General features: G+C 68.7%; 10 protein-coding genes and 1 tRNA gene. 6 read left to right on the top strand and 5 right to left on the bottom strand.

Annotated features, from left to right (window positions below):
- Positions 1-12: 12 nt before the first annotated feature.
- The gene (locus LQZ85_RS08070; protein WP_230100755.1) at positions 13-735 is read right to left on the bottom strand and encodes an alpha/beta hydrolase; all 723 of its coding nucleotides are present in this window, start codon (positions 733-735) and stop codon (positions 13-15) included.
- A 233-nt stretch (positions 736-968) separates the two neighbouring features.
- Between LQZ85_RS08070 and LQZ85_RS08065 the strand changes: the two genes are divergently transcribed.
- Complete coding sequence (locus tag LQZ85_RS08065) at positions 969-2,039, top strand: helix-turn-helix domain-containing protein (RefSeq protein ID WP_230100754.1); 1,071 nt, start codon at positions 969-971, stop codon at positions 2,037-2,039.
- A 21-nt stretch (positions 2,040-2,060) separates the two neighbouring features.
- On the opposite strand, the gene LQZ85_RS08060 is transcribed toward LQZ85_RS08065, so the two are convergent.
- Entirely contained in the window at positions 2,061-4,352 is a 2,292-nt protein-coding gene (locus LQZ85_RS08060; RefSeq protein ID WP_230100753.1) for a helix-turn-helix domain-containing protein, read from the bottom strand.
- 62 nt (positions 4,353-4,414) lie between these two features.
- Positions 4,415-5,668, bottom strand: coding sequence for an MFS transporter (locus tag LQZ85_RS08055; RefSeq protein WP_230100752.1), 1,254 nt, complete (start codon positions 5,666-5,668; stop codon positions 4,415-4,417).
- A 195-nt stretch (positions 5,669-5,863) separates the two neighbouring features.
- Here LQZ85_RS08055 and LQZ85_RS08050 point away from each other — a divergent pair, with 195 nt between their 5' ends.
- On the top strand, positions 5,864-6,700 hold the full coding sequence (locus LQZ85_RS08050; RefSeq protein WP_072591362.1) for an alpha/beta hydrolase: 837 nt from the start codon (positions 5,864-5,866) through the stop codon (positions 6,698-6,700).
- Between the two features lie 55 nt (positions 6,701-6,755).
- Here the strand turns inward: LQZ85_RS08050 and LQZ85_RS08045 are convergent, their stop codons facing one another.
- Both LQZ85_RS08045 and LQZ85_RS08040 read right to left on the bottom strand, forming a co-directional pair.
- Positions 6,756-7,190 (bottom strand): hypothetical protein, encoded by a 435-nt coding sequence (locus LQZ85_RS08045; RefSeq protein ID WP_230100751.1) that lies wholly within the window; start codon positions 7,188-7,190, stop codon positions 6,756-6,758.
- Positions 7,191-7,382: 192 nt separating this feature from the next.
- Positions 7,383-7,455, bottom strand: a tRNA-Val gene (locus LQZ85_RS08040).
- 153 nt (positions 7,456-7,608) lie between these two features.
- On the opposite strand from LQZ85_RS08040, the gene aceE reads away from it, so the two are divergent.
- The 4 genes from aceE (at position 7,609) to LQZ85_RS08020 (ending at position 13,596) form a co-directional block, all read left to right on the top strand.
- Entirely contained in the window at positions 7,609-10,335 is a 2,727-nt protein-coding gene (gene aceE, locus LQZ85_RS08035) for a pyruvate dehydrogenase (acetyl-transferring), homodimeric type (protein WP_230100750.1), read from the top strand.
- 31 nt (positions 10,336-10,366) lie between these two features.
- A complete protein-coding gene (locus tag LQZ85_RS08030) occupies positions 10,367-11,572 on the top strand; it encodes a PucR family transcriptional regulator (protein ID WP_056278864.1) in 1,206 nt (401 codons plus the stop codon).
- A gap of 105 nt (positions 11,573-11,677) precedes the next feature.
- On the top strand, positions 11,678-12,598 hold the full coding sequence (locus tag LQZ85_RS08025; RefSeq protein ID WP_230100749.1) for an ACP S-malonyltransferase: 921 nt from the start codon (positions 11,678-11,680) through the stop codon (positions 12,596-12,598).
- Positions 12,595-13,596, top strand: coding sequence for a beta-ketoacyl-ACP synthase III (locus LQZ85_RS08020; protein WP_072591364.1), 1,002 nt, complete (start codon positions 12,595-12,597; stop codon positions 13,594-13,596). The genes LQZ85_RS08025 and LQZ85_RS08020 overlap by 4 nt, the downstream gene beginning before the upstream one ends.
- Positions 13,597-13,663: the final 67 nt, after the last annotated feature.

The following is a 13,663-nucleotide window of genomic DNA, read 5'->3' as shown; positions in this document are numbered from 1 at the left end:
TTCCCCTGCTGCTCAGCCACGGGTCTCGATCTCGTCGAGGATGCTGTCGATGAACCGCACGATCTCCGCGGCGTGCGTCTGCGTGACCAGGTGCGGTGCGTCCAGCTCCCTCACCGCTCGACATCCCGCTCGCCGATATCCGAAGCGCTGGAGGTGCGGGCTGATGAGACGGTCGTGAGTCGCCACGACGCCCCAGCTCGGCGTCACGCTCCAGCCCGCGCCGGACGCCCGCTCGGCGAACACGGAGTCGGAGAACGGGCGCTGTGAGACCGCGAGGACTCCCGATTCGTCGGCGGGAAGGCCCTGCGCGAGAAGGCGCGCGAACTGGTCGGGTGCGACGGTCAGCTCCGTTCGCCGTGCGCCGTCTTCACCCGGGAACACGGTGGCCACGAGATGCGCGGATGCCTCTGCCGGCGCGAAGAGGTCTCGCATCTCGGCGATGCTCTCGCCCCGTTCCAGCGCATAGCCCGCGATGAAGAGCAGCCCTGAGACGTTGGCCGCCTCGCCGACGACCGTGATGACGGCCGCGCCATACCCGTGTCCGACGAGCAGCACCTCTCCGTCGACGTGCTCGACGATCGTGCGGATGTAGTCGCAGTCGCCGCGGAAGCTGCGGCCGGTCACCGGAGGAGCGAGCACCCGGTGTCCGCCGTCGAGCAGGCGGAGCACGACCGGCCACCAACCGGATGCGTCGAGGAAGGCTCCGTGCACGAGGACGACCGTGCTGCTGCTCATCATCGCGTCACCTCGTGTCCCTTCGTCCGCTGAATACGAATCTATGAACCGTCAGACTCACGACCATGCGACAGGAGTCGAAGACGGTCGTTCCTCACTTCTGCCTGCTTTCCGCCTGGTGCGGCTGCTCGGAAGACGCTTCTATGGGGCGTACTCGAGTTCGGTGGATGTGACGTCCGCATCCATCGACGCAGAGCGACACGGTGAGCCCATCCCCCGCACAGGAGCGACCCATGACGATCAGCGATACGACGACCCCCGCAGCCTCGACGGCGCTGTCGGAGATCGCCCTCCAACTCGCAGCATCCCTGCACCGCCGAGTGGTCGTGCACGAGTTCGGTCCGGCGGCGTCCGACGGCGGGCTGTCCGCATCACCTCAGGCATCCGCCTCGCTCCTCTCCGTTCCGGTGCATGACGACGGTGTCCCGGTCGCCGTCATCGAGATCGACCTCGGAGATGGGCCGCAGCTCACGGCGAGCGATTTCGAGGCGATCGATGCGGCCGTCGCCCTCACCCGTATCGCCCTGCGCAGGGCCCCTGGCTCGTCGCGTGTCGATCGAGAGTCGATCCTGGTCGATCTGCTGCACGCCGACGAGTCCGTGCGTCGCGGCGCCTTCGCGCACGCCGTCCAGCAGCGGTGGCTCCGGCCGGGCCCCGGCACGGTCGCTCGAGCCGTCCTCATCGATGCGACGGTGAGCGATGTCGACCGCATCGCCTTCGGACGCCACCTGACGCACCTCCGGCCCGTGCCGGCTCATTTCATCGGGCTGGAGCGCGGTGTCGTCCTGCTCGTGGGACAGCCGTCCGACAACGGCCTCACCGACCTCCTCCTCGACGAGGCGGCGAGACGCGGCATCCGCATTCTCGGAATCGGCACCGCGTCCCCTGCGCAGGGCGCGTCGGACCTGCGCAGCGCCGCCGATGAGGCCGTCATCGCCGCCTCTCTCGCGGCCGCCCTCCCGCAGTTCCACCCCTCGGTCGACTCGAGCGCTCTCGGCGGATGGCGGCTGCTCGCCTCGGCGTCAGCCGATCCGGCAGCACTCCGGATCATCTCGCCCGCCGCGCATGCGCTCTACTCCCAACGAGACGACAGCCAGCGGGTGACCGTCGAGACGTATCTCGACGTGGGTGCGAACGTCGTCGCGGCATGCCGCATCCTGTTCGTCCATCGGACTACGCTCTACTACCGGCTCGAGCGTCTGCCCGAGGTGGTCAGAGAGGCGCTCGACGACGGCGTCGCGCGCAGCACTCTCCATCTTGCGTTGAAGCTCATCAGGCTCTGGGAGTCGACCGGCCGCCTGTGACCGCGGGACCCCGCCGGACGATCACGCTGCATCGCCCTCTGAACCGGGTGCGCGAGACGTGCCGATGAGCGACACCTCCCGGCGCACTCTGTCGAAGATGAACGCCTCGCTGCTCCCCGGCCCCAGCATGGCCAGAGCCTCATCCGCCTCGGCGATCGCAGCCTCGCCGTCGCCCGCGTGGATCAGCGCACGGATGTGTCGGCGCATCATCAGCAGCACACGGGTGTCGTCCTTGAGCGATCGTGCGATCTCGATGCCCAGCGCGCCGACTCGGACCGCGTCCTCGTGTCGTCCGACGGCGACATAGGCGTCGACGAGGTCGAGGCACGCCGCGAACTGCGTGACGATGCTGGTCAGACTGTCCGTGGTCTCGGCGGATCGGACGCGCGCGAGCGTCGCCTCCGTCTCGGGGATCGACTCGAGGTACTTGCCGCGTCGGGCCTTGACCATCGACGAGAGCACCTGCGCGTTCTCCGCCCCTGTCGTCTCCTGAGCCGCGCGAAAGGCGACCATGGCGGCCGCGGCCGCCGCGTCGGCCTCGACGAGACGATCCAGCGTCCAGCTCGCCCACCCGATGTAGTAGTGCGCCCAGCCCTGCTGCGCGGCATCACCCGCGCGGGTGGCCGCCTCCAGCGCGGCATGCCCGGTGAGCACCGCGTGCGCCCGGTCACCGACCTCGACGATCTCCGCCCACGCGACGTACCCCAGCTGCGCGGCTTCTGCTCTCGGGTCGCCCAGCCTCTTCGCCGCCGCAGCCGCGAGAGAGAAGAATCGATGCCAGTGTCCCCACGTGATCCAGATGTCGGAGTACCAGTGCAGCGCATCCGCGACGTCGCAGACCATCGCGTCCTCGCCGAGCTCCGCTGCCTCCGCATACGCCGGCCACCAGTGCTCGACCTCCTCGCGGATCCACACCGCGGCGGCCTCGGCATCGATGAAGCTGCGGCCGTTGCGTGAGACTGCGCTCGCATCCCTTCCCGGTTCGTACCACGCGCCGGCGCGCTCCAGACTCCCCAGCAGCCACGCGCGGATATGGGCGTGGCGCCGTGCGATCTCATCGGATCCGACAGCATCGCGCAGCTTGCCCAGCCCGAAGAGACGCATCAGGTCGTGCAGACGGTAGCGGTCGCCACCACGCGCCTCGAGCATTCCCAGGTCCGTGAGGTCGTCCAGCCGTCGCTCCACCTCGGACACATCTGACGATCGCACGGCAGCCGCGGCGAGATGGGCCCCGAAGGTGCGACCGTCGATGAGCGAGATCCACCGGAACAGCGCGGCAGTGCGCGGGTCCAGCTCCTCGTAGGAGAGAGAGATGGCCGCTTCCACGGCCAGGTCACCGGCGACGAGCATACGCAGCCTGTCCTCCGACGTGCGCAGGCGGCTCAGGAGATCGGCAGCCGTCCATGAGGGGCGACTGGCGATGCGGTTGCCGACCACTCGAAGCGCGAGGGGCACGTCGTCGCACAGGGCCGCGATCTCACTCAGCGCATCCAGATCGGAGGCATCGTCATGCGGGATGAGACGACCGAGGAACGCGATGCTCTCGTCCCGCTGCAGGGGCCCGAGCCGCAAGCGCCGCACCCCTTCGAGGCCTGCGAGACTGCGGCGCGACGTCACGACCACGACATCCCCCGCGCAGATCGACAGGATCGGACGGATCTGCGCCTCGTTCGCGACGTTGTCGAGCAGCACCTGGACGGGAGCCTCCGCGACCGCTGCCTGCCATTGCGTCCGCGCCGTCGCCAGATCAGCAGGCGGCTTCTGCTCCGCTCCGGGGAGCTGACGCAGCATGGCGGTGACCACCTGGAGCGGTGTCAGCGGAGACGAGCTGAAGCCGTCCAGCCCCACGAAGACCAGCGGACGGCGGTCGGCCTCTTCTCCGCGCGACAGGATCTCGACGGCGCCGGTCGTCTTGCCGATTCCCGGCGCGCCGCTGATGACCAGCGCCGGTCGCTGCCGATCTGCGGGCTGAGGGCCGTGCAGGATGCGAAGTGCTTCATCGATCTCGGCCTGCCGGCCCGAGAAGTCGAACACCCGGTGCGGGGCTATGGCCCCCGCGGGCTCTGTCGCGACGGCGGCACGGGGCCGGGCACGCGCAGCGCGGAGGAACGCATGCTGATCGGCCACATCGAGTCCGAGTCCGTCGGCGAGCGCATCGACGGTGCGCCGTTGCGGCGAGGCGCTCGCTCCGCGTTCGAGGTCGCCGATCGTGCGCACGCTCACCCCGGATCGAGACGCGAGCGCTTCGAGAGTCAGGTTCTGGCCCACGCGCAACGAGCGCAGCATCAGCCCGAAGGGTGAGGGTTGTGTCACGACGTCCGCCTTTCGCTGATCTCAGCTTGGCAGGTCTCGTCGGCGGGTTGATGGCGCGCCGGTTACGGGGCGGTTTCGTCGGGACCGGACACTGCACGTCCGGCCCTCGCGCCGGGCTCCTGACCGACGAGCGCGCGACGCATGACGACCGCCGCCGAGACGGTCGCGACCGACACGATCGAGATGAAGACGAGGAGCACCGTGGTCTGCGATGCGAACGTGAGGATCACTCCGATCGCGAGCACCGGAAGCGCGAGGCCGCAGTAGGCGATGAGGAAGACCAGCGCGAGCGTCTCCCCCCGTCGTCCCGGCTCGGCGAGACCCGCGGCCGTCGCGACCGACGACTTGAACAGCAGCCCGACGCCGACGCCTGCGACGACGCCTCCGAAGAGGAACACCGCGAGCGACGGCACCAGCGTTCCTGCGGCGACGGCGACGAGCCCGCATGCGCAGCAGACGGCCGCGACCGTCAGCTGGATGCGCAGCGGCACCCGAGCGAGAGCCACCTGGCCGGTTGCCGCGGCAGCGAACACCGAGCACGCGGTGATCCCGGCGAGAAGGTGGTCATGCTCGCCGAACGTGCTGATGAGGATGGTGGGCGCGAGAGAGGTGAACAGGCCGAACAGGGCGAATCCGGCGAATGCTCCGAAGCCCGCGGCGATGAATGCCGCCCTCGATCGCGGCGGTGCGGCTATGCGTTGCGGCCTGTACCGTCTCGGCTCGCCGGGTGGTGTCACCGTCTCCGGGACACCGGACACCGCGATCGCGGCCGCGATGAGCACCGCGAGGAAGACCGCGTGCGGCAGCACCAGCGGCGCGGGCAGGAACTCGGCGAACAGACCGCCGATCAGCGGTCCGAGCGCCAGTCCGCCGAGATTGGCGGCACCCGCCACGGATGCGGCCACGATCGCGTTCTCGCTGGGGCGCGCCTGGGCCCGCAGCTCACCCAGATGCGCGGTGGCGGTGGCGGTGAGGATGCCGACGCTCGCGCCGTTCACCAGCCTCGCGGCGAGCAGTCCCGGCACCTCGTGCCATGCGAGGAACAGGACGGCGCTGAGAGCCGCGATGAGGATCGCGATCACCAGCATCCGCCGTCGCCCCATCCAGTCGCTGACATGCCCGAGCAGGAAGAGGCTGAGCACGACGCCGACGGCGAAGGCCGCGAAGATCAGGGTGATCACCGAGACCGGGAACCCGTCGACCTCCTGGTACAGCGGGTACAGAGGGGTCGGCACGGTCGCGTACGCCATCACGAGCAGGAAGGCGGAGGCGACCACCCAGAATCCCGCCCCGTGCGAGATCCGGGAGTTCGACATGGTCGAGACGCTATCGATGCGGCCTCGACGCCGCACCGGACAGATGTCGAAAACGGCGGGGACGGATTCTGGACAGATGTCGAGCGCGCCGTGAGGCCGGACGGGTTAGCGTGGTCGCGCTCCCACGAAGCTGACGTGGGGCGTTCGACAGTCGTCCTGATCTCTCTCGGGACGGCGGAAACCTGGAGGCTGATCATGGCGTTCGTGACCACGGATGATGGCGCAGAGATCTACTACAAGGACTGGGGCAGCCCCGACGCGCAGCCCATCATGTTCCACCACGGCTGGCCGCTCTCGTCCGACGACTGGGATGCGCAGATGCTGTTCTTCCTCGACAAGGGCTACCGCGTCATCGCGAGCGACCGCCGGGGCCACGGAAGGTCGTCGCAGATCGGCACCGGCCATGACATGGACCACTACGCCAGCGATGCCTCGGCCGTCGTCGAGCACCTCGACCTCCGCAACGCCATCCACATCGGGCACTCGACGGGCGGCGGCCAGGTCGCGCGCTACGTCGCGCAGTACGGACAGCCGCAGGGCCGCGTCGCCAAGGCGGTGCTCGTCTCGTCGGTGCCGCCGCTGATGGTGCAGACCGACAGCAACCCCGAGGGCACCCCGATCTCGGTCTTCGACGGCTTCCGCGAGGCACTCGCCGCGAATCGCGCCGAGTTCTTCCAGGCTGTCGCCTCCGGGCCCTTCTACGGCTTCAACCGTGATGGTGTCACGCTGTCGCAGCCCGTGGTCGACAACTGGTGGCGACAGGGCATGACGGGCAGCGCCCTCGCTCACTACGAGGGGATCAAGGCCTTCTCCGAGACGGACCAGACCGAAGACCTCACGGCGATCACCGTTCCGGTCCTCGTGATCCAGGGCGACGACGACCAGGTCGTGCCGTACAAGGATGCCGCTCTGAAGCAGGCGGAGCTCCTGAGCGACTCGACCTTGAAGATCTACCCCGGGTTCCCCCACGGCATGCTGACGACGCACGCCGATGTGATCAACCCCGACATCCTCGCCTTCATCCAGCAGTAGCCGCCCACGCGGCACACGATGGCGCATCCGGACCGAGAGTCCGGGTGCGCCATCGCTATGTCCCGGCGAGACCGGCCCCGGCCACGTCGAAGGCCGCGGCGAGCAGTCCGACGGCCATCGCTTCGGCAAGCGGCTCGAGCGGCCGGCACGCCCTCGGGTCCTCGTCGGGGCCGAGGTCAGGACGAGGGTCGCGGTCTCGGCGGCGCGGGACCAGGTGCGCATGCACATGCGGCCCTGCAGCTCCGGAGAGCACGACATCGACCCGATCGGCTCCGGTCGCTCGGCGGATGATGCGAGAGGCGAACTGGATGTCGACCAGGAAGAGCTCGGCGATCTCCGCCGGCGCGTCGGCGATGTCGTCGTAGTGATCGCGGAGGCTCAGGATGCTCCGGCCGGGGAACCGGGCGTCGGAGAGCAGTCCCACACGCGAGACGGTGAGTCGGCCCACCGGATTGACCACGACGAACCGACACTCTCGACAGATGTCCACGTGGCCTCCTTCCCGGCATCGCCTCGACGTCCGCAAGCCGCTCAGAGTCCACGGAGAACTCTACGAGCGGCGCGACGCCGCAGGAAGAAATCAGCCGACCCTGGCCATTCTCGACCCTGCGGAGTAGAGTTCTGCGCCCCGTCGGAGACACGGGGTGGAGGAGCGTCCGCCTTCAGCAGATGATCGATGCGGTGGGCCCTGCCGGGATCGAACCGACGACATCCACGGTGTAAACGTGGCGCTCTACCAGCTGAGCTAAAGGCCCTGGTGCGTCCCAGTCTACAGATGACCCGATGCGCGCTGATGTCGTGGAAGAGGGATAGGCTGAGGGCGGCACGCGTTGTGCACAGCCGACAAGGCTGCCCGCGTCGCTTCCCGTTTCATTGGCATGACCTGCCAGCTTGACGAAAGGCTCCCCGTGACTGTGCACGACCAGGATCCGTATTCCCAGGGCCCCCTCGACAGCGATCCGGAAGAGACGGGCGAGTGGCAGCAGTCTCTCGACGAGCTCGTCGACGCGAAGGGCCACGGTCGTGGCCGCGAGATCATGCTCAGCCTGCTCAAGCGCTCGAAGGAGCTGCACCTGGGCGTGCCGATGGTCCCGACCACCGACTACATCAACACGATCGCGCCGGAGAACGAGCCCGAGTTCCCGGGTGACGAAGAGATCGAGCGCCGCTACCGTGCGTGGATCCGCTGGAACGCCGCGATCACCGTGCACCGCGCGCAGCGCCCCGGTATCGGCGTCGGCGGCCACATCTCGACGTACGCATCGTCGGCCGCTCTGTACGAGGTCGGCTTCAACCACTTCTTCAAGGGCGCAGACCACCCCGGTGGCGCCGACCAGATCTTCATCCAGGGCCACGCCTCCCCCGGCACCTACGCGCGCTCGTACCTCGAGGGCCGCCTGAGCGAAGACCAGCTCGACGGCTTCCGCCAGGAGAAGTCGCACGCACCGCACGGCATCCCGTCGTACCCGCACCCGCGTCTGATGCCGGAGTACTGGCAGTTCCCCACCGTCTCCATGGGACTCGGTCCGATCAACGCCATCTACCAGGCGATGTCGAACAAGTACCTCGAGAACCGCGGCATCAAGGACACCTCGCAGTCGCACGTCTGGGCCTTCCTCGGCGACGGTGAGATGGACGAGGTCGAGAGCCGCGGACAGCTGCAGGTCGCAGCCAACGAGGGGCTCGACAACCTGACGTTCATCGTCAACTGCAACCTCCAGCGTCTCGACGGTCCGGTGCGCGGCAACGGGAAGATCGTCCAGGAGCTCGAGTCGTTCTTCCGCGGCGCGGGCTGGAACGTCATCAAGGTCGTCTGGGGTCGCGAATGGGACGACCTGCTCGCCCGCGACACCGAGGGTGCGCTGCTCAACCTGATGAACGTCACCCCCGACGGCGACTACCAGACCTACAAGGCCGAGTCCGGCGCGTACGTCCGCGAGCACTTCTTCGGCCGCGACGAGCGTGCCGCGGCCCTCGTCAAGGACTACTCCGACGACGACATCTGGAACCTGAAGCGCGGTGGCCACGACTACCGCAAGGTCTACGCCGCGTTCAAGGCCGCGACCGAGCACAAGGGCAAGCCCACCGTCATCCTCGCGAAGACCGTCAAGGGCTACGGCCTCGGTCCGCACTTCGAGGGCCGCAACGCGACCCACCAGATGAAGAAGATGACGCTGGACAACCTGAAGACGTTCCGCGACGCGATGCACATCCCGATCACGGATGCGCAGCTCGAGGAGAACCCCTACCTGCCCCCGTACTACAACCCGGGCCCGCAGGACGAGACGATCCAGTACATGCTCGAGCGCCGCCAGGCTCTCGGCGGCTACCTGCCCGAGCGCCGTTCCACTCACGTGGGACTCTCGCTCCCCGACGACACGGCCTACGCGCTTCCCAAGAAGGGCTCCGGCACGCAGGAGATCGCCACGACCATGGCGTTCGTCCGTCTGCTGAAGGACCTGCTGCGCTCGAACGACTTCGGGCACCGCATCGTCCCGATCATCCCGGACGAGGCCCGCACGTTCGGTATGGACGCGTACTTCCCCTCGGCGAAGATCTACAACCCGAACGGCCAGCACTACACCTCGGTCGACCGCGAGCTCCTCCTCGCCTACAAGGAGAGCCCTCAGGGACAGATCGTGCACGTCGGCATCAACGAGGCGGGCGCCCTCGCAGCGTTCACCGCGGCCGGCACGTCGTACGCCACGCACGGCGAGCCGCTGATCCCGATCTACCTCTTCTACTCGATGTTCGGCTTCCAGCGCACCGGTGACGCCCAGTGGGCCGCCGGTGATCAGATGGCGCGCGGCTTCATCATGGGGGCGACGGCCGGCCGCACCACCCTCACGGGTGAAGGCCTGCAGCACGCCGACGGCCACTCGCACCTGCTCGCCGCCACCAACCCGGCGACGGTCTCGTACGACCCGGCCTACGGCTATGAGATCGCGCACATCATGCGATCCGGTCTCGAGCGGATGTACGGCGGCAACCACGAAGACCCGAACGTCATGTACTACATCACGCTCTACAACGAGCCGATGGTGATGCCGGCCGAGCCGGAGAACGTGGACGTCGACGGCATCGTGCGCGGCATCCACCGCATCTCCGTCGGCGAGGGCGAGGGCCCGCGTGCCCAGCTCTTCGCCTCGGGCGTCGGACTCCCCTGGGCTCTCGAAGCACAGGAGCTGCTGAAGAACGACTGGGGCGTGATCGCCGATGTCTGGTCGGTCACCTCGTGGACCGAGCTGCGCCGCGACGGCCTCGCCGCCGACGAGCACAACTTCCTGCACCCCGAAGAAGAGCCCCGCACCGCGTACCTCACGCAGAAGCTGCAGGGTGCCGAGGGTCCCGTCGTCGCCGTGAGCGACTACATGCACGCCGTGCAGGACCAGATCCGTCCCTGGGTCCCTCAGCGTTTCGCGACGCTCGGTGCCGACGGCTTCGGCTTCTCCGACACGCGTGCGGCCGCTCGTCGCTTCTTCAAGATCGACGGTCCGTCGATCGTCGTCCGCACGCTGCAGTCGCTCGCCGAAGACGGGGTCGTCGACCGCTCTCTCGCCGCGCAGGCCATCCAGAAGTACAGCCTGCTCGACGTGAACGCCGGCACCAGCGGCAACGCGGGCGGCGAAAGCTGAGTCATCGGTGACGGGTTCCTCTTCGCGCGGCATGGACAAGTCCGCCACGCTCACCTGGCTGCGCCGGATCTCCGGTGACATCGCCTCGGTGACGATCAAGCGCCTCGAGGACACCCTCCCGTGGTACGCCGACATGCCACCAGCCCGCCGCTCTGCGGTCGGGCTGGTGGCCCAGGCGGGCATCACCTCGTTCATCCAGTGGTACGAGGACCCGACGTCGACGCCGTGGATCGCCGCCGACATCTTCGCGGCGGCACCGCGCGAGCTGCTCCGCAGCGTCAGCCTGCAGCAGACCCTCCAGTTGATCCGCGTCACCGTCGAGGTGACGGAAGAGAGGGTCGCCGGTCGGGGTGCCGATCTCCGCGAGGCGATCCTCCTCTACTCTCGCGACGTGGCCTTCGCCGCGGCCGACGTCTACGCACGCGCGGCTGAGGCCCGCGGCCTCTGGGATGCCAGGCTCGAGGCGCTCGTCGTCGACTCGATCCTGACCGGCGAAGCCGACGAAGAGCTGCCGAGTCGCATCGCCGCTCTGGGCTGGCACGGACACGGCGAGGTCGCGGTGCTGGTGGGCACGACTCCCCCGCAGTTCGATGTCGATCTGGTGCGTCGCACGGCGCGCAAGCTCGCGGTCGATGTGCTGATCGGCGTGCAGGGCTCGCGCCTCGTTCTCGTCATCGGGCGGGCACGCGTCGCCGGCCAGGAGCTCGCGGAGGGCGAAGAGGAGGAACTCGGCTTCGAAGAGATCGCGACGCGCCTCGAGCCCTCCTTCGGTCCGGGCTACGTCGTGCTCGGCCCTGCGGTCGCCGCGCTCGTCGACGCGAGCCAGAGCGCCCGAGCCGCCCTCGCCGGGTTCGCCGTGGCGCGGGCGTGGCGGAGCGCTCCGCGGCCCGTCGACGCCGACGACCTGCTTCCCGAGCGCGCCCTCGCCGGTGATCCGCTCGCCAAGCAGACGCTGATCGAGCGCATCTACCGACCGCTGCAGGCCCATTCGACCGACCTCGTGACGACGCTGTGGAGCTACCTCGACAACGGTCGCTCCCTCGAGGCGACCGCCCGCGAGCTGTTCGTGCACCCGAACACCGTGCGCTATCGCCTGAAGCGCGTCAGCGAGGTCATCGGTTGGGACGCCACGGGCCCACGCGAGGCTCTGATCCTGCAGACGGCGCTCATCCTCGGTTCGATCGGCGCCGCCGAGCAGGTGCGACGTCGCCCTCCGCTGCGGCGTCCCTCACGCTGATCGCCGCACGAGACGCCCTTCAGCTGTACGCCACACACAAGGGTTCTTCGGAATCTTGTGATGGATCATCCACCACTTCTGTCAGATCGTTGGCAGACTGGGGTGGTGATTGTCGTCGTATGCCCTGGACAGGGCTCGCAGACCCCCGGTTTCCTCTCCCCCTGGCTCGAGCTGGACGGCGTGACGGAGACTCTCGCCTCGTACTCCGAGGCCTCCGAGGTCGACCTCCGGCAGCACGGAACGGTGTCGGATGCTGACACGATCCGCGACACGCGCATCGCCCAGCCGCTGATCGTCGCCGCGTCCCTCATCGCCGCCGCCGCACTCACCGCTCGCGCGGGACGCCGAGCAGACGGCGTCGCCGGACACTCCGTCGGCGAGATCGCCGCACTCGTCGGCAGCGGAGTGATCGATGCCGAGACCGGCATGCGCCTCGTCGGCATCCGCGGCCGCGCGATGGCCGATGCCGCCGCCCAGACTCCGACCGGTATGAGCGCCGTGCTCGGCGGAGACGAGGAGGCCATCCTCACCCGTCTGAGCGAGCTCGGTCTCTCCCCCGCCAACTACAACGGCGGCGGCCAGCTCGTCGTGGCCGGTGAGCTCGCCGGGCTCGATGCTCTCGCCACCGAGCCCGTCAAGGGCACCCGCGTCATCCCTCTGCAGGTGGCGGGCGCGTTCCACACCTCGTTCATGGGGTCGGCCGTCGCCGCGCTGCGTGAAGCCGTGTCGACCGTGACTCCCGCAGATCCCGACATCACACTGTGGACCAACCGCGACGGCTCGGTCGTCCGTGACGGTTCGCAGGCGTTGACCTATCTCGTCGACCAGGTCTCCTCGCCGGTGCGCTGGGACCTGTGCATGGCCTCGTTCGCCGACCAGGGCATCACCGGGCTGATCGAGCTCGCCCCGGCGGGCGCGCTGACCGGTCTCGCCAAGCGCGGCCTGCGCGGCGTGCCGACCGTCGCCGTGAAGACCCCCGATGATCTCGATGCGGCCGTCGCGCTGCTGAACGGAGAAGCCGCATGAGCCCCACCCTGAACCAGATCACCGGTCCCGCCTACACCCGCATCTACTCCTTCGGTGCTGCCCGGGGCGAGAACGCCGTGCCGAACGAGGACCTCATCGGACCGATCGACTCGAGCGACGAGTGGATCCGCCAGCGCACCGGCATCGTCACACGTGTCCGCGCGGACAAGGGCACGGACGCGATCGATCTCGCCGCGATCGCCGGCGCTGAGGCCATCGAGAAGTCGGGCATCCCCGCTGACCAGGTCGACCTCGTGATCGTCGCCACCATCAGCAACCCCAAGCAGTCGCCGTCGGTGTCCGCGATCGTCGCCGACCGGGTCGGTGCGAACCCCGCCGCGGCCTACGACGTGAACGCCGCCTGTGCCGGCTATGCCTACGCGATCACCCAGGCGGACGCGCTGATCAGGTCCGGCGCCGCCCGCTACGCGCTCGTGATCGGAACCGAGAAGCTGTCCGACGTCGTCGATCCGACCGACCGCAGCATCTCGTTCCTGCTGGGCGACGGTGCCGGAGCCGCGCTCATCGGCCCGAGCGACACGCCGGGCATCGCGCCCGCAGTGTGGGGATCCGACGGGTCGAAGGCCGACGCTGTCGGCATGAATGCGACGCTCACCGAGTTCCGCGACGGCGAGGTGCCGTGGCCCACCCTTCGTCAGGAGGGCCAGACGGTCTTCCGCTGGGCGGTCTGGGAGATGGCGAAGGTCGCGCGCGAGGCGCTCGACCGGGCCGGCGTCGAGCCGACGGACATCGCCGCGTTCATCCCGCACCAGGCGAACATGCGCATCATCGACGAGTTCGCGAAGCAGCTCAAGCTTCCGGAGAGCACCGTGATCGCCCGCGACATCGAGACCACCGGCAACACGTCGGCGGCCTCCATCCCGCTCGCGAGTCACCGTCTGATGGCCGAGCACCCCGAGCTCTCGGGCGGCCTCGCACTGCAGATCGGCTTCGGCGCGGGTCTCGTGTTCGCCGCTCAGGTCGTCGTCCTTCCCTGACAACGCGCCGACTTTCCCTAGACTGTTCCACGGTTCCGAATACAACCCGTAAGAAAGAGGAAGACCA

The sequence above is a fragment of the Microbacterium sp. Bi98 genome (genome assembly GCF_918698045.1).
Lineage (GTDB): Bacteria > Actinomycetota > Actinomycetes > Actinomycetales > Microbacteriaceae > Microbacterium.
This window is presented reverse-complemented; position numbering and strand designations above follow the sequence as displayed.